Below are 24147 nucleotides of genomic sequence, written 5' to 3'. Positions count from 1 at the left end.
CCCCCTCGGCTAGCACGGTTGAGTATTTAGACGGTCTTCGGCGGCGTTCAGAAGATCAGCATGAAGAAGCCGATCACCACCAACAAGCCGATCAGGAAGATGATGCCTACGGTGCTGGTTATGAATTTCAACATGAAGGTTGCTCCTCGCGTCGGTCCATTCCCTATCTCCGACTGAGCCCCGCGACGCAACGTTCAGAGGAAATATCCGCGCCCCCGGCAGGGCGCCCGGTGGATTACTGGCGCAGATCCACCGCCGGCTCGCCCTGACCATCGAACAGCTGCCCCGGCTTGCTCGGCAGGATGCTCGGCCGGCCCCCTGCGCTGCCGCCAAGCACGCGGATGTCGCCGTATTTCTTGCCCGACAGCGCGGCCAGGCCGGCACCGTCGCGCACCACGGTGGGCCGCAGGAAGACCATCAGGTTGCGCTTGACGTGGGACTCGCGGGTGGAGCGGAACAGGCCGCCGATCAGCGGGATGTCGCCGAGCAGCGGCACCTTGGACACCGATTCGGTGACGTCGTCCTGAATCAGCCCGCCGAGCACGATGACCTGGCCGTCGTCGGCGAGGATGGTGCTCTTGATCGAGCGCTTGTTGGTCACCAGGTCCACGGCCTGGGCGTTGAGCCCGGTGCTGGGGGCGATCGAGGAGATTTCCTGCTCGATCTCCAGGCGCAGCGTGGCGCCCTCGTTGATATGCGGGGTGACCTTGAGGGTGACGCCGATGTCCTTGCGCTCGATGGTGGTGAAGGGGTTGTTGGCCCCGGCCGCGTCAGTGGTGTAGGAGCCGGTCTGGAATGGCACGTTCTGGCCGACCAGGATTTCCGCCTTCTGGTTGTCCAGAGTCAGCAGGCTCGGGGTCGACAGCAGGTTGCTCTTGCTGTTGGCCGACAGCGCGGTGACCAGCGCGCCGAAGCTGTCGGTACCGATGCCGATGATGGCGCCGTCGGGCAGGGTGGTGTTCTCGGGGATCTCGCCGCTCTGCAGGATCTGCAGCACGCTGCCCACCGACAGGCCAGTGCCGGAGAAATTGACCCCGCCCAGGCCGCCGGTGCTGCCGCGGGCATCGACCGCCCACTGCACGCCGAGGGCGTCGGTGATGTCGCCGGAGACCTCGACGATGGCCGCCTCGACCATCACCTGGGCGCGCGGGATGTCGAGCTGGCGCACGATGTCTTCGAGGGTGGCGACCAGGTCCGGTTCGGCCAGCAGCACCAGGGCGTTGAGGCTCTCGTCGGCGCGGATCAGGATGTTGCTGGCCTTGCCGCCGGTCTCGCCGTTCTGCTGATTGTTCTTCAGCCCCTCGGAGATCTCGCCGAGGGTCTCGGCGAGGGATTTGGCGTCGTTGTGGCGCAGGCGGATCACCCGGGTATTGGCCGAGCGGCTGGTGGGGGTATCCAGCGACTGGGCCAGCTTGGCCAAGCGGGCGCGCGCCTCGGGCGGGCCAAGCAGGATTAGGCGGTTGGTGCGCGCATCGGCCACTACCTGGGTGGCGTTGACGCCCTTGGCCTGGCCGCGGGCGATGGAGGTGTTGAGCACTTCGGCGGCATCCATCACCCAGGCATGCTGCAGGTTGATCACGCTGTAGTCGCCGCCGCCGGCCTGGTCGAGCTGGCGCATCAGGTCCTGGATGCGCGCGATGTTGGCGCTGCGGTCGCTGATGATCAGCGCGTTGGACGAGCTGATGGCGGCCAGGTGGCCGTACTGCGGCACCAGCGGGCGGATCAGCGGAATGAGTTCGGCCACCGGGGTGTGCTGCACCTGGATCAGCCGGGTTTCCAGGCGATCCGGCGCCGGGCGGCCTTCGCCCGCTTCGGCCTTGGCCTCGGCGTTGGGCACGATGCGCGCCTGATCGCCCTGGGTCAGCACGCTGAAGCCGTGGGTGGCCATAACCGAGAGGAACAGTTGGTAGACCTCGGACAGGCCCAGCGGGGTGCTGGAGACCACGTTGACCTGGCCCTTGACGCGCGGGTCGACGACGAAGGTCTGGCCGGTGATGGCGGCGACCTGGTCGACGAACTCGCGGATGTCCGCGCCCTTGAGGTTGATGGTCCAGCTTTCGTCCTGCTGGTTGGCGCTGGTCGGCACCTGCTCGATCTGCGCCAGCAGGGGCAGGGGAGCGGTGGCCAGGCCGGCGACGAGGAGGGCGAGGGGCAGTCGGCTACGGAGGGCGTGCATCGGTTCAGTCGCTTTCCATGGGCTGATCGGTGGGCGGGTCCTCGGCGAGGGTGCCGGAGGCTTCCATCTGTTCGCGCAGCATCTGCATGCGCTGGCGCAGTTGATCGAGGTTGTCCTGTTCCAGCTGGTCGAGCTCCTCGGCGGCATCCTCTACCGGTTCGGCCGGCGGCGTGTAGGCGTTGTACTGGCCGCTTTGCTGCCGGGGAAAGGCGAGGCTCTCGCGGCGGCCGTTGCGCAGCAGCTCGACGCGATCGGCGTAGACCGCATCGAGGCGCACGCCGCTGTCCACTTCCATGCCGACGGCATAGCGCTGGGCGTTTTGGCCCTGGCGCTGGATCAGCGCGCTGGAGCGCTGCGGATCGCTGTGGACGAAGCTGCCGAGCAGGGTCAGCTGCAGGTTAGTGGCCGGTGGCGGACCGTCTTCGGCCGGCCCAGGCGTGCCGAACAGCTGGGCGACGGGGGCCAGGCTGGGTTGTTCCGACGCTGTGGCGGCTCGGTCCTGCGGCTGCACGGCGGGGCCGCGGACCAGGCGCAGCAGCTCGGCCGTCTGCCAGGCCAGGCCGACGCTCAGGGCGATCAGCACGAGCATGCCGAGCAGGCTCGGGGCATTGTCCTTGAGGCGCTGGGAGAGGGTCGGCTTGGGCAAATGGGACACTCCGGAAACGACGTTCTGGTGCTTCTATGCGTACTGCGTCGCGCGCCGATCATAGCAGCCTGTGCGACCTTGACATCCCCCTAAATGGGGAGGATGTGCCGTAACTGTCGATGTGTTAAAGATAATTCGACCATCGTTACAGCGAGACCTGCCGCGAGGCAGGAAAACCGCCAAAGTTGGCTGTCATACTCAGAACAAGGTCCTGTCCCAAGGTTCACCGCATGAACGCTTCGCTGCTCGAGACTCCCCTGCGCCGCCTGCCCTTCAGCTTCGCCAAACGCCACGGCGTGGTGTTCATGCTGCACGAGGGCCAGGCCTGCCTCGCCTGCCGCGCCGACTGCGAACCGGTGGCGTTGGCCGAGGCGCAGCGCTTCGCCGGGCGTACCCTGCCGCTGCGCCTGCTCGCCGCCAGCGAGTTCGCCCAGGTGATGGGCGCGGCCTACCAGCACGACTCGGCGTCGATGCAACTGGCCGAAGACATCGGCGGCAGCCTCGATCTGGCGTCGCTGGCCGATCAGGTGCCGGAAACCGAGGACCTGCTGGAGCAGGAGGACGACGCGCCGATCATCCGCCTGATCAACGCCATTCTCGGCGAGGCGATCAAGGAGAACGCCTCCGACATCCACCTGGAAACCTTCGAGAAGCGCCTGGTGGTGCGTTTCCGCGTCGACGGCATCCTGCGCGAAGTGCTCGAGCCCAAGCGCGAGCTGGCGGCGCTGCTGGTCTCCAGGGTCAAGGTCATGGCGCGCCTGGACATCGCCGAGAAGCGCGTGCCGCAGGACGGGCGCATCTCGCTCAAGGTGGGCGGGCGCGAGGTGGACATCCGCGTCTCCACGCTGCCCTCGGCCAACGGCGAGCGGGTGGTGCTGCGCCTGCTCGACAAGCAGGCCGGGCGCCTGTCGCTGCAGCACCTGGGCATGCGCGCCGAGGATCGCGCGTTGATGGAGGCCACGGTGCGCAAGCCGCACGGCATCCTGCTGGTCACCGGGCCCACCGGCTCGGGCAAGACCACCACGCTGTACGCCAGCCTGGTCAGCCTCAACGACCACACGCGCAACATCCTCACCGTCGAGGACCCGATCGAATACCACCTCGAAGGCATCGGCCAGACCCAGGTCAACGCGCGGGTGGACATGACCTTCGCCCGCGGCCTGCGCGCCATCCTGCGCCAGGATCCGGACGTGGTGATGGTCGGCGAGATCCGCGACAAGGAAACCGCCGAGATCGCCGTGCAGGCCTCGCTGACCGGCCACCTGGTGCTGTCGACCCTGCACACCAACAGCGCCATCGGCGCCATCACCCGCCTGGTGGACATGGGCGTGGAGCCCTTTCTGCTGTCATCCTCGCTGCTCGGCGTGCTGGCCCAGCGCCTGGTGCGGGTGCTGTGCCCGGCGTGCAAGGAACCTTACCCGGCCGACACGGCCGAATGCTCACTGCTCGGTGTGCCGGTGGTTCCGGAGCCGACCCTGTACCATGCGCGCGGCTGCGCCCAGTGCCATCAACAGGGCTACCGCGGGCGTACCGGCATCTACGAATTGGTGGTGTTCGACGAGACCATGCGCACCCTGGTGCACAGCCGCGCCTCCGAGCAGGACATGACCCGCCACGCCCGCACGCTGGGCCCGAGCATCCGCGACGACGGTAGGCGCAAGGTGCTCGAAGGGGTGACCACGGTGGAGGAAGTGCTGCGGGTGACGCGCGAGGAATGATGAACGGATATCTGAGCTAGCATGGCCGCCTTCGAATATATCGCCCTGGATGGGCGTGGCCGCCAGCAGAAGGGCGTACTGGAGGCCGATAGCGCGCGCCAGGTGCGCCAATTGCTGCGCGAGCGCCAGTTGGCGCCGCTGGAGGTCAAGGCCACGCGCCACCGCGAGCAGGCCGGCAATGGTGGGCGCCTGGGTTTCGCCCGCGGCTTGTCGGCGCGCGATCTGGCACTGGTCACCCGCCAGCTGGCGACCCTGGTGCAGGCGGCGCTGCCGATCGAGGAGGCGCTGCGCGCGGCCGCCGCGCAGGCCGTCAACGCGCGGATCCAGGCCATGTTGCTGGCGGTGCGTGCGCGGGTACTGGAAGGCCACAGCCTGGCCGCCAGCCTCAGGGAGTTTCCCGCTGCCTTTCCCGAGTTGTACCGCGCCACGGTGGCCGCCGGCGAGCATGCCGGGCATCTGGGGCCGGTGCTGGAACAGCTGGCCGACTACACCGAGCAGCGCCAGCAGTCGCGGCAGAAGATCCAGCTGGCGCTGCTCTATCCGCTGATCCTGATGTGCGCCTCCTTGCTCATTGTCGGCTTCCTGCTCGGCTACGTGGTGCCGGACGTGGTCAAGGTCTTCGTCGACTCCGGGCAGATCCTGCCGGCGCTGACCCGCGCGCTGATCGCCCTGAGCGACTGGGTCAAGGCCTGGGGGCTGGTGGCGGTGGTGGTATTGGCGCTGGCGCTGTTCGCGCTGCGCTGGGCGCTGCGCGACGAGGCGCTCAGGCTGCGCTGGCATCGCTTTTTGTTGCGCCTGCCATTGATCGGCCGGCTGGGCCGCGCCACCGATTGCGCGCGCTTCGCCTCGACGCTGGCCATCCTCACCCGCAGCGGCGTACCGCTGGTCGAGGCGCTGGCGATCGCCGGCGAGGTGATCGGCAACCGGGTGATCCGCGGCGAGGTACTGGTGGCGGCGCAGAAGGTGCGCGAGGGCGGCAGCCTGACCCGTTCGCTGGAGGCCACCGGGCAGTTCCCGCCGATGATGCTGCACATGATCGCCAGCGGCGAGCGCTCCGGCGAACTGGATCAGATGCTGGCGCGCACGGCGAAGAACCAGGAGAGCGACCTCGGCGCGCAGATCGCCCTGCTGGTGGGGCTGTTCGAGCCGTTCATGCTGGTATTCATGGGGGCGGTGGTATTGGTCATAGTCCTGGCCATCCTGCTGCCGATTCTTTCGTTGAACCAAATGGTGGGGTAACAGGTGAGCAGAAGACAGGCGGGTTTCACCCTGATCGAGATCATGGTGGTGGTGGTCATCCTCGGCATCCTCGCGGCGCTGGTAGTGCCGCAGGTGATGAGCCGGCCGGACCAGGCCAAGGTCACCGCGGCGCAGAACGACATCCGCGCCATTGGTGCGGCGCTGGACATGTACAAGCTGGACAACCACAGCTACCCCAGCACCCAGCAGGGCGTCGAGGCGCTGGTGAGCAAGCCCGGCGGCAACCCGCCGGCGAAGAACTGGAACAAGGACGGCTACCTCAAGCGCCTGCCGGTCGATCCCTGGGGCAACCCCTACCAGTACCTGGCGCCGGGTACCAAGGGCGCCTACGACCTCTATTCCTTCGGTGCCGACGGCAAGCAGGGCGGCAGCGACCTGGATGCGGATATCGGCAACTGGGATCTCTGAGCGCCATGACTCACGCGTCGGCCTGCCCGGAGCGCGGCGCGCTGCGCTCGCGGCCGCCTGCCGGCGTCCTGTCGTTCGCTGGTCGGGGCGCTCGGCAGGGCGGCTTTACCCTGATCGAGCTGCTGGTGGTGCTGGTCATCCTCGGCAGCCTGATCGGCCTGGCGGTGCTCGGCACCGGCCTGGCCGGGCCGGGGCGCGAACTGCGCGGCGAGGCCGAGCGCCTGGCCGGCCTGATCGGCGTGCTCAGCGACGAGGCGGTGCTGGATAACCGCGAGTACGGCCTGAATTTCACCCGCGAGGGCTATCGCGTGCTGCGCTACGACCCGCGGCGCGCCGAGTGGCAGGCGCTGGATCGCCAGCTGCACCGCCTGCCCGAGTGGGCCGAGTTGGACTTCGAAGTGGAGGGCGAGGCGCTCCGCCTGCCCGCCGCCGACAACGCCGTGGCGCCGCAGCTGCTGATCCTCTCCAGCGGCGAGCTGACGCCCTTTCGCCTTCGTCTGGCCGAGCGGCGCCGCGACGGTCTGCAGCTGCAGCTGTCCAGCGACGGCTTCGGCCTGCCGCGGATCGAGGAGCTGACGGCGGGACGCGCCGGATGAAGCGGGCGCGTGGCTTCACCCTGCTCGAGGTGCTGGTGGCCCTGGCCATCTTCGCCCTGGTCGCCGCCAGCGTGCTGACCGCCAGCGCGCGCAGCCTGCAGACCGCCGCGCAGCTGGAGGCCAAGACCCTGGCCATGTGGGTGGCCGACAACCGCCTGAGCGAGCTGCAGCTGGCCGAGACGCCGCCCAGCGATGGCCGCGACCAGGGCCGGGTGGAGTTCGCCGGGCGGCGCTGGCTGTGGCAGAGCGAGATCCAGGCCACCAGCGAACCGGCCATGCGCCGCGTGACCCTGTGGGTCGCCGCCGAGCAGCGCGGCGCCTCGGGCGATCTGCGCGAGCGCGCGCTGGTCAGCCTCAGCGGCTTTCTGGGGGCGCCATGATGAAGCATCCGCCTGATTCGATGCGCGGCTTTACCCTGCTTGAACTGCTGATCGCCATCGCCATCTTCGCCCTGCTCGGGCTGGCCACCTACCGCATGCTCGACAGTGTGCTCGCCGTCGACTCCACCACGCGCAACCACGAGCAGCAGTTGCGCGAACTGGTGCGCGCCATGGCCGCCTTCGAGCGCGACGTGCTGCAGGTGACGCCGCGACCGATTCGCGACGGCTTCGGCGACCCGCAGCCGGCGCTGCACAGCGAGCCGAGCGACGCCTCGGTGCTGGAGCTGACCCGTGCCGGCTGGCGCAACCCGCTCGGCCAGCCGCGCGCCGAGCTGCAGCGGGTGCGCTGGCAGCTCAGCGGCGAGCGCTGGCAGCGCCGTTACTGGCGCGTGCTGGACCAGGCCCAGGACAGCCAGCCGCAGGTGCAGCAGGCGCTCGATGGCGTGCAGGCGCTGAGCCTGCGTTACCTGGACGACGACGGCCAGTGGCACGCCGACTGGCCGCCGCCCAATGTCTCCGGCGACAGCCGTCTCACCACGCTGCCGCGCGCCGTCGAGCTGCGCCTGGAGCATCGTCGTTATGGCGAGCTGCGGCGCCTGCTGCGCCTGCCGGATCAGCCGGCGCGCGATGCCATCCCCGGTCCCGGCCCCGACGAGTCCGAGGAGCCGCAGGCATGAGGCGTCAGCGCGGCGTGGCCTTGATCACCGTGCTGCTGGTGGTGGCGGTGGTGACCGTGCTCTGCGCCGGGCTGATCGCCCGCCAGCAGTTGTCGATCCGCAGCAGCGCCAACCAGCTGCACGTGCGCCAGGCCTGGCACTACGCCCTGGGCGGCGAGACCCTGGCCAAGGCGGTGCTGCAGCGCGATCTGCGCCAGGGCGATCCGCGGCAGCCGGTGGACCACCTGGCCGAGCCCTGGGCGCAGCCGCTGGCGCCCTTCGCGCTGGACGAAGGCGGCGAGCTGCGGGTGCGCATCGTCGATCCCAGTGGCCGTTTCAACCTCAACAGCCTGGTGCGCCAGGGCCAGCCGGACGCCGTGGCGCTGCAGCGCCTGCGTCGCCTGCTGCTGCGTCTGCAGATCGACAAGCCGTACGCCGAGCGCCTGCTCGACTGGCTCGACGGCAACGACGAGCCCGGCGCCAGCCAGGGCGCCGAGGACAGCCAGTATCTGCTGGCAACACCACCTTACCGCGCGGCCAACCGCCAGCTCAGCGACGTCTCCGAGCTGCGCCTGCTGCTGGAGATGGAGGAGCCCGATTACCGCCGCCTGCTGCCGTACGTCAGTGCGCTGCCCGGCGAGGCGCTGCTCAACGTCAACAGTGCCGGCGCGATGGTGCTTTCCAGTCTCGCCGACGGCCTCAGCCCGGAGGCGGCGCAGGCCCTGGTGGCGGTGCGCGGGCGCGAGGGTTTTGCCAGCCCGGCCGCCTTCGCCGCCCAGCCGGCGCTGGCCGGGCTCGGTGAGCAGGCGGTACAGGGGCTGGCGGTGGGCAGTCAGTATTTCGAGGTGTTCAGCGAGGTGAGCCTCGGCGAGCGCCGTGTGGTGTTGCGTAGCCTGTTGCAGCGCAGCAGCGAGGGCCAGGTTAGAGTCCTGGCGCGTGATCTGGGGCAGAGCGGCATGCCGCCGTCGCCCATCGAGGAAACGGAAGAATGACTCAGCTATGGATCTTCCTGCCGCCGCAGGCCTGTCAGCAGTTGTCGAGCGAGCTGCCGGTGCAGTGGGTGACGCTCGCCGAGAGTCGCACGCTGAGCCTGGGCGAGGCCCTGGCCGAGCTGCCGCCGGCCTGGGAGTTGGTGCTGCCGGTCGAAGCGGTGACCGCCTGCGCCGTGCAACTGCCGACGCAGAAGGCGCGCTGGCTGCGCCAGGCGCTGCCGTTCGCGGTGGAGGAACTGCTCGCCGAGGACGTCGAGCAGATGCACCTGGCGTTGGGCGAGCAACTGGCCGATGGCCGCCACCGCGTCTATGCGTTGCGCGCCGACTGGCTGCGCCAGTGTCTGGCGCTGTGCGCGGCGCAGCCGCCGCAGGCGATTCGCGTCGACGCCGATCTACTGCCGCGCCAGGGCAGCCAGCTGCTCTGGCTGGAATCGCGCTGGCTGCTCGGCGGCGAGACGCCCCTGCGCCTGGCGCTGCAAGCCGAGAGCTGGCCGGCGCTGGCGCCGCACTGTCCGGCGCCGAGCATCGCCAGTGCGCCGGCCGCCCAGGCGCTGCCCGCGCCGGTCGACGAGACGCATCTGCTGGAGCAACCGCAGCAGTGGCTGGTGCGCCAGGTCGCGGGAGTGGACCTGGCGCAGGGCGAGTTCGCCTTACGCCAGGCGGGGGATGACTGGCGCCGCTGGCGTCCGCTGGCCGGGGTGCTGGCGCTCTGCGTGTTGCTGCAATGGGGCTTCAACCTGGCCCAGGGCTGGTATCTGCAGCGCCAGGCCGACGCCTATGCGCAGGCCAGCGAGGCGCTGTACCGCGAGCTGTTTCCCCAGGACAGCAAGCTGATCAACCTGCGCGCGCAACTCGACCAGCACCTGGCCGATGCCGCTGGCAGCGGCGACAGCCCACTGCTGGCGCAGCTCGGCGAGGTGGCGCGGGCGCTGCAGTCAGGTGGCGCGGCGCAGGTGCAGGTCAATCAACTCGACTACAGCGCCAGCCGCGCCGACCTCGCCCTGCAGCTGCAGGCGCCGGGTTTCGCCGAACTGGAGAGGCTGCGCGAGCGGCTGCAGCAGGCCGGGCTCAGCGTGCAGATGGGTTCGGCCAGCCGCGAGGCGGACGGCGTCAGCGCGCGCCTGGTGATAGGAGGATGAGCATGGCTGGTTGGAGTGAATTCAATCGCGGGCTGCAGCTGCAATGGCAGCGTTCGGCCCTGGCGCAGCGCTGGCAGGGCTTGCCGCCGCGCGACCGTCTGGCGTTGCTGGCGCTGGGGGCGTTTCTCGCCCTGCTGTTGTTCTACCTGCTGCTGTGGCAGCCGGCGGCGCGTAGTGCCCAGGCGGCGCGCAGCGCCTTCGAGGAGCAACGCAGCCTGCATGTCTACCTGCAGAGCCGGGCGCCGGAGCTGCGTGGTCGCCAGTTGCAACCGCGTGCCAACGTCGATCCGGCGCGCCTGCAGGGGCTGGTCACTGCCTCGGCGGCGGAGCAGGGGTTGGCCATCGAGCGGATCGATGCCGAGGGCCATGGTGCGCTGCAGGTCAGTTTGCAGCCGGCGCCGTTCGAGCAATTGCTGCGCTGGCTGCAGAGCCTGCAAGGGCAGGGCGTGCGCATCGAGGAGGCCGGCCTGGAGCGCCGCGACGAGGGACGGGTAGCCGCCAGGCTGAGCTTGCGCGCGGGCTCCTGAGTTTGGCGGCGTTGACACTGGTGCGCGCGCCCAGCCCAGGGGTAACAGGGCGCATCGGGATGGGGCGATAGGAAACGCCCGCGCCCCGGGCTGAAGCCTTGCGGGATGTCTATTCGCTAGTGCTCGAGTGCTGTAGGGCGCGTAGTTCGGGGCTTCGATGAAATGGGGCGCGATTATTGCTTTTATCCAAGGTTCGCGATTTTATTTTTTCTGCATGTTTTTGCCTGCCTGTCAATACGCCTGCTCGGCGCCTCCAGGGCTTCTGTAATTAGTTGTCGCATTGAGGAAATATCGCCTCAGCCCCTGTCGCTAGAATGCCGCTCACCCAGCCGAGGCCCCTCGCCGGTCGCCCGGGCGGCAAACGCCGGCAGCCTTTCTACAATTCATTCCAAGGCCAGGGCCAACTCTCACTGCCACTGTTGCCAACCCCTTCGCAGGAGCAAAACAATGAAGAAGATCGCACTTCTCGGCGCGCTGGCGCTGTCGCTGTTGTCGCTGTTGTCGCCGCTGGCCATGGCCGAGAAACCGCTGCGTATCGGCATCGAGGCGGCTTACCCGCCCTTCGCCTTCAAGACCCCGGACGGCCAGATCGCCGGCTTCGATTACGACATCGGCAACGCCCTGTGCGAGGAGATGAAGGTCAAGTGCCAGTGGATCGAGCAGGAGTTCGACGGCCTGATTCCCGCGCTCAAGGTGCGCAAGTTCGACGCGGTGCTGTCGTCCATGTCGATCACCGAGGACCGCAAGAAGTCGGTGGACTTCACCGGCAAGTACTACGCTACCCCCGCCAAGCTGGCGATGAAGGCCGGTAGCGAGGTGAAGGACCCGCTGGCCGATCTGAAAGGCAAGAAGGTCGGCGTGCAGCGCTCCTCCGTCTACGACCGCTACGCCACCGATGTCTTCGCTCCGGCCGGTATCGAGATCGTGCGCTACGGCTCGCAGAACGAGGTGTTCCTCGACCTGCAGTCCGGCCGCCTGGACGCCACCCTGGCCGACTCGGTGAACATCGACGACGGCTTCCTCAAGACCGATGCCGGCAAGGGCTTCGCCTTCGCTGGGCCGGACTTCACCGACGTCAAGTACTTCGGCGAAGGCCAGGGCATCGCCGTGCGCAAGGGTGACAAGGCGCTGGCCGACAGGATCAGCGCCGCCATCTTGGCGATCCGCGCCAACGGCAAGTACAAGGAAGTGCAGGACAAGTATTTCGATTTCGACGTCTACGGCGAGTAAGCGCAGGTCACGGGAAGTGGCACAAACTTGATCCGCGGTTTGTGCCACTTTTTTATTCCCCGCTCCTGACGGCCGCCGTCATGGAGCGCTGCTCCCGGCATTTTCTGTTGTGCTACCTGGCGCCGTCCGCGGCGCCCGCATGAGGTATTAGCGCATGCTTCAAGGTTATGGCTCGACCATTCTCGACGGCGCCTGGCTCACCCTGCTGCTGGCCCTGACGTCGATGGCGGTGGCGATCTTCCTCGGCCTGCTCGGCGCGGCCTTTCGCCTGTCGCCGATCCGCTGGCTGGCGATGCTCGGCGAGGCCTACGCCACGGTGATTCGCGGCATTCCCGACCTGGTGCTGATCCTGCTGATCTTCTACGGCGGCCAGGACCTGGTGAACCGCGTCGCGCCGCTGCTCGGCTACGACGACTACATCGACATCAATCCCTTCGTCGCCGGCGTGTTCACCATGGGCTTCATCTTCGGCGCCTACCTGTCGGAGACCTTCCGCGGCGCCTTCATGGCCATTCCCAAGGGGCAGGCGGAAGCCGGCGCGGCCTACGGCATGAACGGGATGCAGGTGTTCTTCCGCATCCTGGTGCCGCAGATGATCCGCTTCGCCATTCCCGGTTTCACCAACAACTGGCTGGTGCTGACCAAGGCCACCGCGCTGATCTCGGTGGTCGGCCTGCAGGACATGATGTTCAAGGCCAAGAGCGCCGCCGACGCGACCCGCGAGCCGTTCACCTTCTACCTGGCGGTGGCGGCGCTGTACCTGGTGCTGACCAGTGTTTCCCTGCTGGCCCTGCGTTTCTTCGAGAAGCGCTACTCGGTCGGCACTAAGGCCGCCGAGCTGTAGGAGTCGCGCCATGATCTTCGACTACCAAATGATCTGGGAAAACCTGCCGTTGTACTTCGGCGGCGTGCTGGTGACCCTCAAGCTGCTGCTGATCTCACTGGCGCTGGGCCTCAGCCTGGCCCTGCCGCTGGCGCTGATGCGGGTGTCCAAGGCGCCGCAGGTGAACTTCCCGGCCTGGCTCTACACCTACGTGATCCGCGGCACGCCGATGCTGGTGCAGCTGTTTCTGATCTACTACGGCCTGGCCCAGTTCGACTTCATCCGTGACAGCTTCATGTGGCCGTATTTTTCCAGCGCCACCTTCTGCGCCTGCCTGGCCTTCGCCATCAACACCAGCGCCTACACCGCCGAGATACTCGCCGGCAGCCTGAAGGCCACGCCGCATGGCGAGATCGAGGCGGCCAAGGCGATGGGCATGTCGCGCGCCAAGCTGTACCGCCGCATCCTGCTGCCGTCGGCGCTGCGCCGTGCGCTGCCGCAGTACAGTAACGAGGTGATCATGATGCTGCACACCACCTCGCTGGCCTCGATCGTCACCCTGATCGACATCACCGGCGCCGCGCGCACGGTCAATGCGCAGTACTACATGCCCTTCGAGGCCTTCATCACCGCCGGCCTGTTCTATCTGGCGCTGACCTTCATCCTGGTGCGCCTGTTCAAGTTGGCCGAGCGTCGCTGGCTGGCCTACCTCGCGCCGCGCAAGGCCTGATCGTCGCCTTTCAATTTCCCAGGGTCGCTTGCCCGCGACTGATTCAAGAGAGTGGAAACCATGTACAAACTCGAAGTTCAGGATCTGCACAAGCGCTACGGCAGCCATGAAGTGCTCAAGGGCGTGTCCCTGGCGGCCAAGGCCGGCGACGTGATCAGCATCATCGGCTCCTCCGGCTCGGGCAAGAGCACATTCCTGCGTTGCATCAACCTGCTGGAGCAGCCGCATGCCGGCAAGATCCTGCTCAACGGCGAGGAGCTCAAGCTGGTGGCGAACAAGGACGGCGCGCTCAAGGCCGCCGACGCCAAGCAGCTGCAGCGCATGCGCTCGCGCCTGTCGATGGTGTTCCAGCACTTCAACCTGTGGTCGCACATGAGCGCTCTGGAGAACGTGATGGAGGCGCCGGTGCACGTGCTCGGCGTGGACAAGGCCGAGGCCCGCGACAAGGCCGAGCACTACCTGGCCAAGGTCGGCGTGGCGCACCGCAAGGACGCCTACCCGGCGCACATGAGCGGCGGCGAGCAGCAGCGCGTGGCCATCGCCCGCGCCCTGGCCATGGAGCCGGAGGTGATGCTGTTCGACGAGCCGACCTCGGCGCTCGACCCGGAGCTGGTCGGCGAGGTGCTCAAGGTGATGCAGGACCTGGCCACCGAGGGCCGCACCATGGTGGTGGTGACCCACGAGATGGGCTTCGCCCGCGAGGTGTCCAACCAGTTGGTGTTCCTGCACAAGGGGCTGGTCGAGGAGCGCGGTTGCCCGCGCGAGGTGCTGGCCAACCCGCAGTCCGAGCGGCTGCAGCAGTTCCTTTCCGGCAGCCTCAAGTAGAGCCCGCCTGCGATCTGTTGCGCGTCGGCTCGCCAGATCGTAAACGGGTTGCAAGAAGTGGCTAAACTTCGCCCTGAGCCTGCCCCGATCGCAGGCCCGACGCGGCAGACTTTGAACAGGCTCTCATGACTCCCCACCGAATCGGCTTTCTCTACTGGCCCGGCACCAAGGCCCTGACCCTGTCGCTGGCCGAGGAGGCGCTGCGCGTGGCCCAGCGGGTGCATCCGGAAGTGGTATACGAGCTGGTGTTCCTGCAGGCCGAGCCGCTGGCGGCCGGCGACTGGCGCCTGCCCGGCGAGCCCTGGGCCGGACATCTGGACGGCTGCGACAAGCTGTTCCTGCTCGCCGACGTGCCGCCGGCGCAGGTTTCCGTCGGCCTGGCCGCCGCACTCAAGCAACTGATGCGCTCAGGCTGTGTGATCGGCGGGCTTTCAGCCGGGGTCTACCCGCTGGCCCAGCTCGGCCTGCTCGATGGCTACCGCGCCGCGGTGCACTGGCGCTGGCAGGACGACTTCGCCGAGCGTTTCCCCAAGGTGATCGCCACCAGCCACCTGTTCGACTGGGATCGCGATCGCCTCACCGCCTGCGGCGGCCTGGCGGTGCTCGATCTGCTGCTGGCGGTGCTGGCGCGCGACCACGGCGCCGAGCTGGCCGGCGCGGTGAGCGAGGAGCTGGTGGTCGAGCGCATCCGCGAGGGCGGCGAGCGCCAGCGCATTCCGCTGCAGAACCGCCTCGGCTCCAGCCACCCCAAGCTGACCCAGGCGGTGCTGCTGATGGAGGCCAATATCGAGGAGCCGCTGACCACCGACGAGATCGCCCAGCACGTGTGCGTCTCGCGTCGCCAGCTCGAGCGCATCTTCAAGCAGTACCTCAATCGCGTGCCCAGCCAGTACTACCTGGAGCTGCGCCTGAACAAGGCACGCCAGCTGCTGATGCAGACCAGCAAGTCGATCATCCAGATCGGCCTGTCCTGCGGCTTCTCCTCCGGGCCGCATTTCTCCAGCGCCTACCGCAACTTCTTCGGCGCCACCCCGCGCGACGACCGCAACCAGCGGCGCAGCAACAGCCCCTTCGAGCTCAGCTCCCCGCCGGTCGAGCGCGGCTAGGCGGTCAGCCCGTCACTCCAGCGGTTCGGGGTTGCGCGCTGGGGTGGCGGCGCACTGCTGCGCCTGGTACTGGGCGATGGCCTGCCGTGCGTTGAACAGCAGGCGCTCCTTGCCGAGCTGCTGCGCCAGGCCGGCACGCCGGACCATCTGCAGCACATCCGGATTCAATCCTGCCAGCCACAGGCTGATGCCCTGCTGCGCGGCATGTTGATCGGCTTCCTGCAGCATCTTGAAGGCGGAGTACTCGATGTCCGTCACCCGGCTCAGGTCCAGGGTCAGCACCTTGGGCTGGTACTGGCTCAGTAGGGCCTTGATCTGTTCGGCGACCGCCTGGATGTTGACGAAGAACAGGCGGCCCTCCGGGCGCACCAGCAGCAGGCCGTCGAAGAGCTCGTCGTCCGGATGTTCCTTCGAGACCGGGCGCAGCACGTCGGTGCCGCGCTTGCGGCCAAGCACGTACACGTGGGGTTTGGCCGTCTGGCTGGCGAGGCCCACCAGCGATACCACGATGGCGACGACAATGCCCTGCAGCGTGCCGAACAGCAGTACGCCGACACAGGCGATGCAGGCCCAGCGAAATTCCATGCTGCGCACCCGCAGAATCGAGCGGAACTCGGCAGGCTGGATCAGGCCGACCGAGTAGACGATCACCACGGCTGCCAGGGTGGCGTGCGGCAGCAGGCCGAGCAGCGGGGCGAGCAGCAGCATGGTTGCCACAGCGGTGCCGGCAGTCACCAGCGAGGTCATCTGCGAGCGACCGCCGGCGGCCTTGACCACGGCGGTCTGCGAGGTGCCGCCGCCGGCCGGCATGGCGCCGAACAGCGCGCCGCCCAGATTGGCGGCGCCGGTTGCCAGCAGTTCGCGATTGGCGTTGATCGGCGGCTGGTTGGCCTGGGCAAAGGCGCGGCCGGCGGCAATCGACTCGGTGAAGCTCATCAGCGCGATACCCAGTGCGCCTGGCAGCAGCTGCATCAGCAGACTGGTGTCCGGTAGCGTCAGGGAGGGCAGGCCCTGTGGGATCAGGCCGACAATCGACACGCCCTGCGCCTGCAGGCCGAACAACCAGGCCGCGGCGATGCCGCCTGCCGCCGCGACCAGCGGTGCGGGCGAATGTGGCCACAGGCGCTCCATGCCGATCAATACCACCAGCGTGGCGATCGCCACTGCCAGGGTGGTCAGGGAGGTCTGTGGCAGCAGGCTGACCAGGTTCAGCAGGTCGGCGAAGAAGCCCTGCTTGTCCAGCTGCAGGCCCAGCAGCTTGGGAATCTGGTCGAGCACTATGACCAGGCCGATGCCGGCCTTGAAGCCGGTCAGTACCGGGGTGGAAATGAAATTGGCGATAAAGCCCAGGCGCAACGCCGCGGCCAGCATCAGCACGGCGCCCACCAGGGCGCTGAGCGTGGCTGCTGCGACCAGCAGCCTGCCGGGGTCGCCATCCGGTACGGCGAGACCGAGCTGGGTGCCGGCCAGGATCGCCAGGGTGGTGGTCGAGCTGACGCTGAGCACGCGTGAGCTGCCGAGCAGGGCGTAGATCAGCATCGGCACGAAGGCGGTATACAGGCCGACTGCCACCGGAAGTCCGGCAACGGTGGCATAGGCCATGGACTTCGGCAGTACCACGGCGGCCGCCGTGAGGCCTGCTATCAGGTCGAAGCGCCAGGTCTTGCCGAGCTCGCTGAGCAGTATTGTCATTTCCAGGATTCCTTGCTTCCGGCCGGTTTGCTGAAAGGCCCCGATGCAGGCGCGAGCGCGTCGTGGATCCGGCGTCCTGGGCTGGTCCGGGCGCCACGGGTATGGTTGCCCTGTAAACATAGTTGAGGCTGGCATATGGCTAGGCGGCGGCGTGTTCTTTTGTCGCAGGGCTGGCCGCCCTCGCGGCGGCGCCGTTGTGCCAGTCCCGCGCGCCTGTGCTCGTCCGTGGCCGGCGCTGCAGGGGCGCGGGAGGCCGTCGACTCGGCAAGGGGCGTCGGCGCTCGGAGCATCCTGCTTTTTTCCCGGCGGGGGCTAGGATGTGGCCGTGCAGCGTTTAAACTGCGCCATTCCGACGCTTTCTGTCGCTTTGACGAAAGCCCCCGGAAATCCCGGGTTGGCGCTATAAGAAGTTGTCGCATGGCGACAATGCCCACCCCGAATCAGCCCCTACAATCCTTGCATTGCCTGCCGCAATGGGCTGCCCGCGTGGCCCGCTGCAGGCCGGTCTTCCTTATCAGGAGAGTTTCGATGTCCGTTCAGCACGATGCGGTGCAACGCGCCGATTTCGACCAGTTCATGGTGCCCAACTACGCCCCCGCAGCCTTCGTACCCGTGCGCGGTCAGGGCTCGCGAGTCTGGGATCAGAGCGGTCGAGAGCTGATCGACTTCGCCGGCGGCATCGCTGTCAACGTGCTCGGCCACTGCCACCCGGCCCTGGTCGGCGCGCTGACCGAGCAGGCCAACACCCTCTGGCACATCTCCAACGTGTTCACCAACGAGCCGGCTCTGCGCCTGGCCAAGAAGCTGGTCGACGCCACCTTCGCCGAGCGGGTGTTCTTCTGCAATTCCGGCGCCGAGGCCAACGAGGCCGCGTTCAAGCTGGCCCGCCGCGTTGCCCATGACCGCTTCGGCGAGGACAAGCACGAGATCATCGCCGCCACCAACAGCTTCCACGGTCGTACGCTGTTCACCGTCAGCGTTGGCGGCCAGCCGAAGTACTCCGACGGCTTCGGGCCGAAGATCCAGGGCATCACCCATGTCCCGTACAACGACCTGGACGCGCTGAAGGCGGCCATCTCCGACAGGACCTGCGCCGTGGTGCTCGAGCCGATCCAGGGCGAGGGCGGCGTGCTGCCGGCTGACAAGGCCTACCTGGAAGGCGCCCGCGCCCTGTGCGACGCGCACAACGCGCTGCTGGTGTTCGACGAGGTGCAGAGCGGCATGGGCCGCACCGGCGAGCTGTTCGCCTACATGCACTACGGCGTCACCCCGGACATCCTCTCCAGCGCCAAGAGCCTGGGCGGCGGTTTCCCCATCGGCGCGATGCTCACCACCAGCGAGCTGGCCAAGCACCTGACGGTCGGCACCCATGGCACTACCTACGGCGGCAACCCGCTGGCCTGCGCGGTGGCCGAGGCGGTGGTCGACGTGATCAACACCCCCGAGGTGTTGGCCGGGGTCAAGGCCAAGCACCAGCGCTTTGTCACCAAGCTCGGCGAGCTCGGCGAGCGCTTCGGCACCTTCAGCCAGGTGCGCGGCCTCGGCCTGCTGATCGGCTGCGTGCTCAGCGATGCCTGGAAGGGCAAGGCCAAGGCGATTCTCGATGCCGCCGCCAGCGAGGGCCTGATGGTGCTGCAGGCCGGTCCCGACGTGGTGCGCTTCGCCCCCAGCCTGGTGGTCGAGGATGCCGATATCGACGAGGGCCTGGCCCGTTTCGAGCGTGCCCTGAGCAAGCTGACTGGCGCCTGAGCGAGTGCCCGGCGCAGGTAGGCGCCGGGCTTGCCTCACGGATGACGTTCCTGTGTGTGCCGGTGTCTCTGACGCCGGCGTTCTCCGCCTGCCCGTGCGCGGCAGTCGGAGCTTTTCTTGAGAAGGAGTGACCCCATGCTGGTGATGCGCCCTGCGCAAATGGCGGACCTGGCGGACGTGCAGCGGCTCGCCGCGGACAGCCCGGTGGGGGTCACTTCGCTGCCGGACGATGCCGAGCGGCTGCGCGACAAGATCGCCGCCTCCGAGGCGTCCTTCGCCGCCGAAGTCAGCTTCAACGGCGAGGAAAGCTATTTCTTCGTCCTCGAGGACAGCGACAGCGGGCGCCTGGTCGGCTGCTCGGGCATCGTCGCCTCGGCCGGCTACTCGGAACCCTTCTACAGCTTTCGCAACGAAACCTTCGTGCACAACTCGCGCGAGCTGAAGATCCACAACAAGATCCACGTGCTGTCGCTGTGTCACGACCTGACCGGCAACAGCCTGCTCACCAGCTTCTACGTCGAGCGGCCGCTGGTCAGCAGCGTGTTCGCCGAGCTCAACTCGCGCGGCCGCCTGCTGTTCATGGCCGGCCACCCCGAACGCTTCGCCGACGCGGTGGTGGTGGAGATCGTCGGCCACAGCGACGAGCACGGCGACTCGCCGTTCTGGGACGCGGTGGGGCGCAACTTCTTCGACATGAACTACGCCGAGGCCGAGCGCCTGTGCGGGCTGAAGAGCCGCACCTTCCTCGCCGAACTGATGCCGCATTACCCCATCTACGTGCCGCTGCTGCCCGACGCGGCGCAGGAGGCCATGGGGCAGGTACATCCGCGGGCGCAGATCACCTTCGACATCCTCATGCGCGAAGGTTTCGAGACCGACCACTACATCGACATCTTCGATGGCGGCCCGACCTTGCACGCCCGCACCTCGGGTATCCGCAGCATCGCCCAGAGCCGCCTGGTGCCGGTGAAGATCGGTGAGGCCGAGGCGGGCGGGCGCCAGTACCTGGTGAGCAACGGCCAGCTGCAGGATTTCCGCGCCATAGTCGCCGACCTCGACTGGGTGCCGGGCAAGCCGGTGACGCTCAGCCCCCAAGCGGCCGAGGCCCTGGGCGTCGGCGAAGGGGCCAGCGTGCGGCTGGTGGCGGTTTGAATCGAAGCGGCATGCGGTGCGTCATCGCTGGCGAGCCGGCCCGTCTTCCAACTTGTAGCTTGCCGTTCGAAGCTAATAGCTGATCCGGAGGATCCATGATCGTTCGTCCCGTGCGCAGCGCCGACCTGCCTGCCCTGATCGACCTGGCACGCAGTACCGGCGCCGGCCTGACCACCCTGCCGGCCAACGAGGAGCGCCTGGCGCACCGGGTCGGCTGGGCGGAGAAGACCTTCCGTGGCCAGGCCGAGCGCGCCGACGCCGACTACCTGTTCGTGCTCGAGGACGACGACGGCCGCGTCGTCGGCATCTCCGCCGTGGCCGGCGCCGTCGGCCTGCGCGAGCCCTGGTACAACTACCGGGTCGGCCTGACCGTCAGCGCCTCGCAGGAACTCAATATCCACCGCCAGGTGCCGACCCTGTTCCTGGCCAACGACCTGACCGGCAACTCCGAGCTGTGCTCGCTGTTCCTGCATGCCGATCACCGCACCGGCTTGAACGGCCGCCTGCTGTCGAAGGCGCGCTTTCTGTTCATCGCCGAGTTCCGCGAGCTGTTCGGCGACAAAGTGATCGCCGAGATGCGCGGCATGTCCGACGCCAACGGCCGCTCGCCGTTCTGGGAGAGCCTCGGCCGGCATTTCTTCAAGATGGAGTTCTCCCAGGCGGACTACCTCACCGGGGTCGGCAACAAGGCCTTCATCGCCGAGCTGATGCCCAAGTTCCCGCTCTACACCTGCTTCCTCTCCGAGGATGCGCGCGCGGTGATCGGTCGCGTCCACCCCGACACCGAGCCGGCGCTGGCCATGCTCAAGGCCGAGGGCTTCAGCTACCAGGGCTACGTCGACATCTTCGACGCCGGCCCGGCCATCGAGGCGGAGACCGCGAAGATCCGCGCGGTGCGCGATAGCCAGAACCTGGTGCTGGCTATCGGCACCCCGAGCGACGACGCCGCGCCCTTCCTGATGCACAACCGCAAGCGCGAGGACTGCCGCATCACCGCCGCGCCGGCGCGGCTGGCCGCCGGCACCCTGGTGGTCGACCCGCAGACCGCCCGGCGCTTGCAGCTGTCGGCTGGCGACCAGGTGCGCGCGGTGCCGCTGTCGGCACGCGGCTGAGAGGATTTTTTTGCGCAGGCCTTTGGTCTGCCGATGAACGCTGGGAGTGATAGAACAAAATGAGCACTCATTACATCGCAGGCCAGTGGCAGCCCGGTGAGGGCGAGCCGCTGCAGTCGCTCGACCCGGTCAGCCAGACCGTGATCTGGCAGGGGCGTGGCGCCAGCGCGGCGCAGGTCGAGGCCGCCGTGCAGGCCGCCCGCGCCGCCTTCCCGCTGTGGGCCGCGCATTCGCTCGACGGCCGCATCGCCGTGCTGGAGCGCTTCGCCGCCTGTCTCAAGACCCATGCCGACGCGCTGGCCCGCGCCATCGGCGAGGAAACCGGCAAGCCGCTGTGGGAGGCCGCCACCGAGGTGACCAGCATGGTCAACAAGGTCGCCATCTCCATCCAGAGCTACCGCGAGCGTACTGGCGAGAAGAGCGGCCCGCTGGCCGACGCTACTGCCGTGCTGCGGCACAAGCCGCATGGTGTGGTGGCGGTGTTCGGCCCCTACAACTTTCCCGGTCACCTGCCCAACGGCCACATAGTGCCGGCGCTGCTGGCCGGCAACTGCGTGCTGTTCAAGCCCAGCGAGCTGACTCCCAAGGTTGCCGAGCTGACGGTCAAATGCTGGAACGAGGCCGGTCTGCCGGCCGGGGTGCTCAATCTGCTGCAGGGCGGCCGCGAGACCGGCGTGGCCCTGGCCGGCAATCCGGGAATCGACGGGCTGTTCTTCACCGGCTCCAGCCGCACCGGCAATCTGCTGCACGCCCAGTTCGCCGGGCGCCCGGACAAGATCCTGGCGCTGGAGATGGGCGGCAACAACCCGCTGATCGTCGATCAGGTCGCCGATATCGATGCCGCGGTCTACACCATCGTCCAGTCCGCCTTTATCAGCGCCGGCCAGCGTTGCACCTGTGCCCGCCGACTGCTGGTGCCGCAGGGGGAGTGGGGTGACGCGCTGTTGGCGCGTTTGGTGCAGGTCGCCGCGCAGCTCAGGGTCGGTCGTTTCGACGCACAGCCGGCACCCTTTATGGGCTCGGTAATCTCGCTCGCTGCGGCCGAGCAGTTGCTCAACGCGCAGGCCGATTTGCTGGCCAAGGGCGCCACCGCGCTGCTGAGCATGACCCAGCCGCAGGCCGACGCCGCGCTGCTGACCCCAGGCATCCTCGACGTCACCGCCGTGGCCGAGCGTCCGGACGAGGAGTTCTTTGGCCCGCTGCTGCAGGTGATCCGTTACGCTGACTTCGACGGCGCCATCGCCGAGGCCAACGCCACTGCCTACGGCCTGGCCGCCGGCCTGCTGTCGGACTCCAAGGCGCGCTACGAGCAGTTCTGGCTGCACAGTCGCGCCGGCATCGTCAACTGGAACAAGCAGCTGACCGGCGCCGCCAGCAGCGCGCCGTTCGGCGGCGTCGGCGCCTCCGGCAACCACCGCGCCAGCGCCTACTACGCCGCGGACTACTGCGCCTACCCGGTGGCCTCGCTGGAAAGCGACACCCTGGCCCTGCCCACCACCCTGACCCCGGGAGTGACTTTGTGATGACCGCCCATGAAATGAACTTCGACGGCCTGGTGGGGCCGACCCACAACTACGGCGGCCTGTCCTACGGCAACGTCGCCTCGCAGAGCAACAGCCAGGCGGTCTCCAGCCCGAAGGAAGCCGCCAAGCAGGGCCTGGCCAAGATGAAGGCGCTGATGGAGCTGGGCTTCAAGCAGGGCGTGCTGGCCCCGCAGGAGCGCCCGGACGTCGCCGCGCTGCGCAGCCTGGGCTTCTCCGGCAGCGACGCGCAGGTGATCGAGAAAGCGGCCAAGGAAGCCATGCCCCTGCTGGTGGCCAGTTGCTCGGCCTCCAGCATGTGGACGGCCAACGCCTGCACCGTCAGCCCCAGCGCCGACACGGCCGATGGCCGCGTGCACTTCACTGCCGCCAACCTCAACTGCAAGTTCCACCGCTCGATCGAACATCCGACCACCAGTCGCGTGCTGCAGGCGATGTTCGCCAGCGAGGCGCACTTCGCCCATCATCCGGCTTTGCCGGCGGTCAGCCAGTTCGGCGACGAGGGCGCGGCCAACCACACGCGCTTCTGCAAGGGCTACGGCGAGCCGGGCGTGGAGTTCTTCGTCTACGGTCGCAGTGCCTTCGACAGCCGCTACCCGGCCCCGCAGCGCTATCCGGCGCGGCAGACCCTGGAGGCCAGCCAGGCGGTGGCTCGCCTGCACGGGCTGAGCGAGCAGGGTGTGGTCTACGCCCAGCAGACGCCCGAGGTGATCGACCAGGGCGTGTTCCACAACGACGTGATCGCGGTAGGCAACGGCGAGGTGCTGTTCCATCACCAGCACGCCTTTCTCGACAGCGACCGGGTGCTGGCCGAGCTCGGCGACAAGCTCGCCCGCCGCGGCGGCAACTTCCAGGCGGTGTGCGTCCCCGATAGCGCGGTGAGCGTGGACGACGCGGTGCGCTCCTACCTGTTCAACAGCCAGCTGCTGAGCCGCGCCGATGGCAGCATGCTGCTGGTGGTGCCGGAGGAGTGTCGCAACAACGCCAACGTCTGGCGCTACCTGGAGCAGCTCACCGCCGGCAACGGGCCGATCCGCGAGGTCAAGGTGTTCGACCTCAAGCAGAGCATGCAGAACGGCGGCGGCCCAGCTTGCCTGCGCTTGCGCGTGGCGCTCAAGGAACGGGAACTGGCCGCGGTCAACCCCGGTGTGGTGATGACGCCGCAGCTGCATGACCGCCTGGTGGCCTGGGTCGACAAGCACTACCGCGACCGCCTCAGCGAAGCCGATCTGGCCGATCCGCAATTGCTGATCGAATGCCGCACGGCATTGGATGAACTGACGCAGATCCTTAAACTGGGCTCGGTCTATCCTTTCCAACTGAACTAGGCACGTCGTAGGGTGGATGTCGCTGTTTACATCCACCATGCGTGTACCCAAATCTCGGAGATTTTATGAGCGACGCCCTGCAACTGATTCTCGAAGATACCGACGGCACCCAGCTGGAAACCTCCTGCAGCCGCTTCGCCGTGGTCTGGCAGGGCAAGGAGTTGTGGGTGCAGGCCGTCGGCGATCAGCTGCTGATCGGCGTCGACGTCGCCGAGGGCGACAGCGAGTACGCCAACCTGCTGCTGCGCCCCCAGGCCACTAACCTGGTCAGCCTGCAGCTCGAGATGGAGCCGGCGATCGCCGACGAGGATGATCATGTTCACGGCCCGGACTGCAATCACTAAGCCCTGAGGAGTGTCTG

24 protein-coding genes are annotated in these 24147 nt (G+C 67.9%); 20 read left to right on the top strand and 4 right to left on the bottom strand.

The genetic code is table 11. The annotated features are described in order from the left end of the window. Nucleotides 1-47: 47 nt before the first annotated feature. The 3 genes from ACUTAF_RS13695 to ACUTAF_RS13685 all read right to left on the bottom strand — a co-directional run bounded on the left by ACUTAF_RS13695 (nt 48) and on the right by ACUTAF_RS13685 (nt 2831). Nucleotides 48-134, bottom strand: a complete 87-nt coding sequence (locus tag ACUTAF_RS13695) for a small membrane protein YohP (protein ID WP_445582447.1) — start codon at nt 132-134, stop codon at nt 48-50. A gap of 101 nt (nt 135-235) precedes the next feature. Next, nucleotides 236-2176: a type II secretion system secretin GspD gene (gspD, locus tag ACUTAF_RS13690; RefSeq protein WP_445580478.1), complete on the bottom strand. Its 1941-nt coding sequence runs from the start codon at nt 2174-2176 to the stop codon at nt 236-238. A 4-nt stretch (nt 2177-2180) separates the two neighbouring features. Beyond that, nucleotides 2181-2831, bottom strand: a complete 651-nt coding sequence (locus ACUTAF_RS13685; protein WP_445580477.1) for a type II secretion system protein N — start codon at nt 2829-2831, stop codon at nt 2181-2183. 221 nt (nt 2832-3052) lie between these two features. Here ACUTAF_RS13685 and gspE point away from each other — a divergent pair, with 221 nt between their 5' ends. From gspE to argR, 14 genes are all read left to right on the top strand, one after another. Further along, nucleotides 3053-4540, top strand: coding sequence for a type II secretion system ATPase GspE (gene gspE / locus ACUTAF_RS13680; protein WP_445580476.1), 1488 nt, complete (start codon nt 3053-3055; stop codon nt 4538-4540). A gap of 21 nt (nt 4541-4561) precedes the next feature. Continuing rightward, on the top strand, nt 4562-5779 hold the full coding sequence (xcpS, locus tag ACUTAF_RS13675) for a GspF family T2SS innner membrane protein variant XcpS (protein WP_445580475.1): 1218 nt from the start codon (nt 4562-4564) through the stop codon (nt 5777-5779). A gap of 3 nt (nt 5780-5782) precedes the next feature. Next, on the top strand, nt 5783-6208 hold the full coding sequence (gspG, locus tag ACUTAF_RS13670) for a type II secretion system major pseudopilin GspG (RefSeq protein WP_445580474.1): 426 nt from the start codon (nt 5783-5785) through the stop codon (nt 6206-6208). Between the two features lie 5 nt (nt 6209-6213). Then, on the top strand, nt 6214-6804 hold the full coding sequence (gene gspH / locus ACUTAF_RS13665; RefSeq protein WP_445580473.1) for a type II secretion system minor pseudopilin GspH: 591 nt from the start codon (nt 6214-6216) through the stop codon (nt 6802-6804). Further along, entirely contained in the window at nt 6801-7184 is a 384-nt protein-coding gene (gene gspI, locus ACUTAF_RS13660; protein WP_445580472.1) for a type II secretion system minor pseudopilin GspI, read from the top strand. The genes gspH and gspI overlap by 4 nt, the downstream gene beginning before the upstream one ends. Next, nucleotides 7181-7861: a type II secretion system minor pseudopilin GspJ gene (gspJ, locus tag ACUTAF_RS13655; protein ID WP_445580471.1), complete on the top strand. Its 681-nt coding sequence runs from the start codon at nt 7181-7183 to the stop codon at nt 7859-7861. The genes gspI and gspJ overlap by 4 nt, the downstream gene beginning before the upstream one ends. Next, complete coding sequence (gspK, locus tag ACUTAF_RS13650; protein WP_445580470.1) at nt 7858-8832, top strand: type II secretion system minor pseudopilin GspK; 975 nt, start codon at nt 7858-7860, stop codon at nt 8830-8832. Before gspJ ends, gspK begins: the two co-directional genes overlap by 4 nt. Continuing rightward, nucleotides 8829-9971: a type II secretion system protein GspL gene (gene gspL, locus ACUTAF_RS13645; RefSeq protein WP_445580469.1), complete on the top strand. Its 1143-nt coding sequence runs from the start codon at nt 8829-8831 to the stop codon at nt 9969-9971. Before gspK ends, gspL begins: the two co-directional genes overlap by 4 nt. A gap of 2 nt (nt 9972-9973) precedes the next feature. Continuing rightward, complete coding sequence (locus ACUTAF_RS13640; RefSeq protein ID WP_445580468.1) at nt 9974-10498, top strand: type II secretion system protein M; 525 nt, start codon at nt 9974-9976, stop codon at nt 10496-10498. A gap of 447 nt (nt 10499-10945) precedes the next feature. Further along, on the top strand, nt 10946-11728 hold the full coding sequence (locus ACUTAF_RS13635; RefSeq protein ID WP_445580467.1) for an ABC transporter substrate-binding protein: 783 nt from the start codon (nt 10946-10948) through the stop codon (nt 11726-11728). A 154-nt stretch (nt 11729-11882) separates the two neighbouring features. Further along, nucleotides 11883-12572 carry an ABC transporter permease gene (locus tag ACUTAF_RS13630; protein ID WP_445580466.1) on the top strand — a complete coding sequence of 230 codons (690 nt, stop codon included), beginning with the start codon at nt 11883-11885 and terminating at the stop codon, nt 12570-12572. A gap of 10 nt (nt 12573-12582) precedes the next feature. Next, nucleotides 12583-13281, top strand: a complete 699-nt coding sequence (locus ACUTAF_RS13625) for an ABC transporter permease (RefSeq protein ID WP_445580465.1) — start codon at nt 12583-12585, stop codon at nt 13279-13281. 60 nt (nt 13282-13341) lie between these two features. Further along, complete coding sequence (locus ACUTAF_RS13620) at nt 13342-14106, top strand: ABC transporter ATP-binding protein (RefSeq protein ID WP_445580464.1); 765 nt, start codon at nt 13342-13344, stop codon at nt 14104-14106. Between the two features lie 125 nt (nt 14107-14231). Next, nucleotides 14232-15212: a transcriptional regulator ArgR gene (gene argR / locus ACUTAF_RS13615; RefSeq protein ID WP_445580463.1), complete on the top strand. Its 981-nt coding sequence runs from the start codon at nt 14232-14234 to the stop codon at nt 15210-15212. Between the two features lie 12 nt (nt 15213-15224). Here the strand turns inward: argR and ACUTAF_RS13610 are convergent, their stop codons facing one another. After that, nucleotides 15225-16904, bottom strand: a complete 1680-nt coding sequence (locus tag ACUTAF_RS13610; protein WP_445580462.1) for a SulP family inorganic anion transporter — start codon at nt 16902-16904, stop codon at nt 15225-15227. A 528-nt stretch (nt 16905-17432) separates the two neighbouring features. Between ACUTAF_RS13610 and ACUTAF_RS13605 the strand changes: the two genes are divergently transcribed. The 6 genes from ACUTAF_RS13605 (at nt 17433) to ACUTAF_RS13580 (ending at nt 24130) form a co-directional block, all read left to right on the top strand. Beyond that, entirely contained in the window at nt 17433-18653 is a 1221-nt protein-coding gene (locus tag ACUTAF_RS13605; RefSeq protein ID WP_445580461.1) for an aspartate aminotransferase family protein, read from the top strand. 135 nt (nt 18654-18788) lie between these two features. After that, nucleotides 18789-19805 carry an arginine/ornithine succinyltransferase subunit alpha gene (gene aruF / locus ACUTAF_RS13600; protein ID WP_445580460.1) on the top strand — a complete coding sequence of 339 codons (1017 nt, stop codon included), beginning with the start codon at nt 18789-18791 and terminating at the stop codon, nt 19803-19805. Between the two features lie 95 nt (nt 19806-19900). Continuing rightward, complete coding sequence (gene astA, locus ACUTAF_RS13595; RefSeq protein ID WP_445580459.1) at nt 19901-20917, top strand: arginine N-succinyltransferase; 1017 nt, start codon at nt 19901-19903, stop codon at nt 20915-20917. Between the two features lie 59 nt (nt 20918-20976). Beyond that, nucleotides 20977-22440 carry a succinylglutamate-semialdehyde dehydrogenase gene (gene astD / locus ACUTAF_RS13590; RefSeq protein WP_445580458.1) on the top strand — a complete coding sequence of 488 codons (1464 nt, stop codon included), beginning with the start codon at nt 20977-20979 and terminating at the stop codon, nt 22438-22440. After that, nucleotides 22440-23786 (top strand): N-succinylarginine dihydrolase, encoded by a 1347-nt coding sequence (astB, locus tag ACUTAF_RS13585; RefSeq protein WP_445580457.1) that lies wholly within the window; start codon nt 22440-22442, stop codon nt 23784-23786. The genes astD and astB overlap by 1 nt, the downstream gene beginning before the upstream one ends. Nucleotides 23787-23851: 65 nt before the next feature. Then, nucleotides 23852-24130, top strand: coding sequence for a topoisomerase II (locus ACUTAF_RS13580; protein WP_445580456.1), 279 nt, complete (start codon nt 23852-23854; stop codon nt 24128-24130). Nucleotides 24131-24147 lie beyond the last annotated feature (17 nt).

Source organism: Pseudomonas sp. SP16.1 (assembly GCF_052682975.1).
Note: the sequence above shows the minus strand (reverse complement) of the source record. Positions and strands in the feature narration are given on the sequence as shown.

Bases quoted from the DNA above. Each gene is read 5' to 3' on its own strand.
- ACUTAF_RS13640 (WP_445580468.1), top strand. From the start codon at position 9,974: ATGGCTGGTTGGAGTGAATTCAATCGCGGGCTGCAGCTGCAATGGCAG.
- ACUTAF_RS13695 (WP_445582447.1), bottom strand. From the start codon at position 134: ATGTTGAAATTCATAACCAGCACCGTAGGCATCATCTTCCTGATCGGC.
- astD (WP_445580458.1), top strand. From the start codon at position 20,977: ATGAGCACTCATTACATCGCAGGCCAGTGGCAGCCCGGTGAGGGCGAG.
- gspE (WP_445580476.1), top strand. From the start codon at position 3,053: ATGAACGCTTCGCTGCTCGAGACTCCCCTGCGCCGCCTGCCCTTCAGC.
- ACUTAF_RS13610 (WP_445580462.1), bottom strand. From the start codon at position 16,904: ATGACAATACTGCTCAGCGAGCTCGGCAAGACCTGGCGCTTCGACCTG.
- ACUTAF_RS13620 (WP_445580464.1), top strand. From the start codon at position 13,342: ATGTACAAACTCGAAGTTCAGGATCTGCACAAGCGCTACGGCAGCCAT.
- ACUTAF_RS13625 (WP_445580465.1), top strand. From the start codon at position 12,583: ATGATCTTCGACTACCAAATGATCTGGGAAAACCTGCCGTTGTACTTC.
- ACUTAF_RS13605 (WP_445580461.1), top strand. From the start codon at position 17,433: ATGTCCGTTCAGCACGATGCGGTGCAACGCGCCGATTTCGACCAGTTC.
- gspH (WP_445580473.1), top strand. From the start codon at position 6,214: ATGACTCACGCGTCGGCCTGCCCGGAGCGCGGCGCGCTGCGCTCGCGG.
- gspL (WP_445580469.1), top strand. From the start codon at position 8,829: ATGACTCAGCTATGGATCTTCCTGCCGCCGCAGGCCTGTCAGCAGTTG.
- astA (WP_445580459.1), top strand. From the start codon at position 19,901: ATGATCGTTCGTCCCGTGCGCAGCGCCGACCTGCCTGCCCTGATCGAC.
- xcpS (WP_445580475.1), top strand. From the start codon at position 4,562: ATGGCCGCCTTCGAATATATCGCCCTGGATGGGCGTGGCCGCCAGCAG.
- ACUTAF_RS13635 (WP_445580467.1), top strand. From the start codon at position 10,946: ATGAAGAAGATCGCACTTCTCGGCGCGCTGGCGCTGTCGCTGTTGTCG.
- astB (WP_445580457.1), top strand. From the start codon at position 22,440: ATGACCGCCCATGAAATGAACTTCGACGGCCTGGTGGGGCCGACCCAC.
- ACUTAF_RS13580 (WP_445580456.1), top strand. From the start codon at position 23,852: ATGAGCGACGCCCTGCAACTGATTCTCGAAGATACCGACGGCACCCAG.
- gspJ (WP_445580471.1), top strand. From the start codon at position 7,181: ATGATGAAGCATCCGCCTGATTCGATGCGCGGCTTTACCCTGCTTGAA.
- gspD (WP_445580478.1), bottom strand. From the start codon at position 2,176: ATGCACGCCCTCCGTAGCCGACTGCCCCTCGCCCTCCTCGTCGCCGGC.
- gspI (WP_445580472.1), top strand. From the start codon at position 6,801: ATGAAGCGGGCGCGTGGCTTCACCCTGCTCGAGGTGCTGGTGGCCCTG.
- argR (WP_445580463.1), top strand. From the start codon at position 14,232: ATGACTCCCCACCGAATCGGCTTTCTCTACTGGCCCGGCACCAAGGCC.
- gspK (WP_445580470.1), top strand. From the start codon at position 7,858: ATGAGGCGTCAGCGCGGCGTGGCCTTGATCACCGTGCTGCTGGTGGTG.
- ACUTAF_RS13630 (WP_445580466.1), top strand. From the start codon at position 11,883: ATGCTTCAAGGTTATGGCTCGACCATTCTCGACGGCGCCTGGCTCACC.
- aruF (WP_445580460.1), top strand. From the start codon at position 18,789: ATGCTGGTGATGCGCCCTGCGCAAATGGCGGACCTGGCGGACGTGCAG.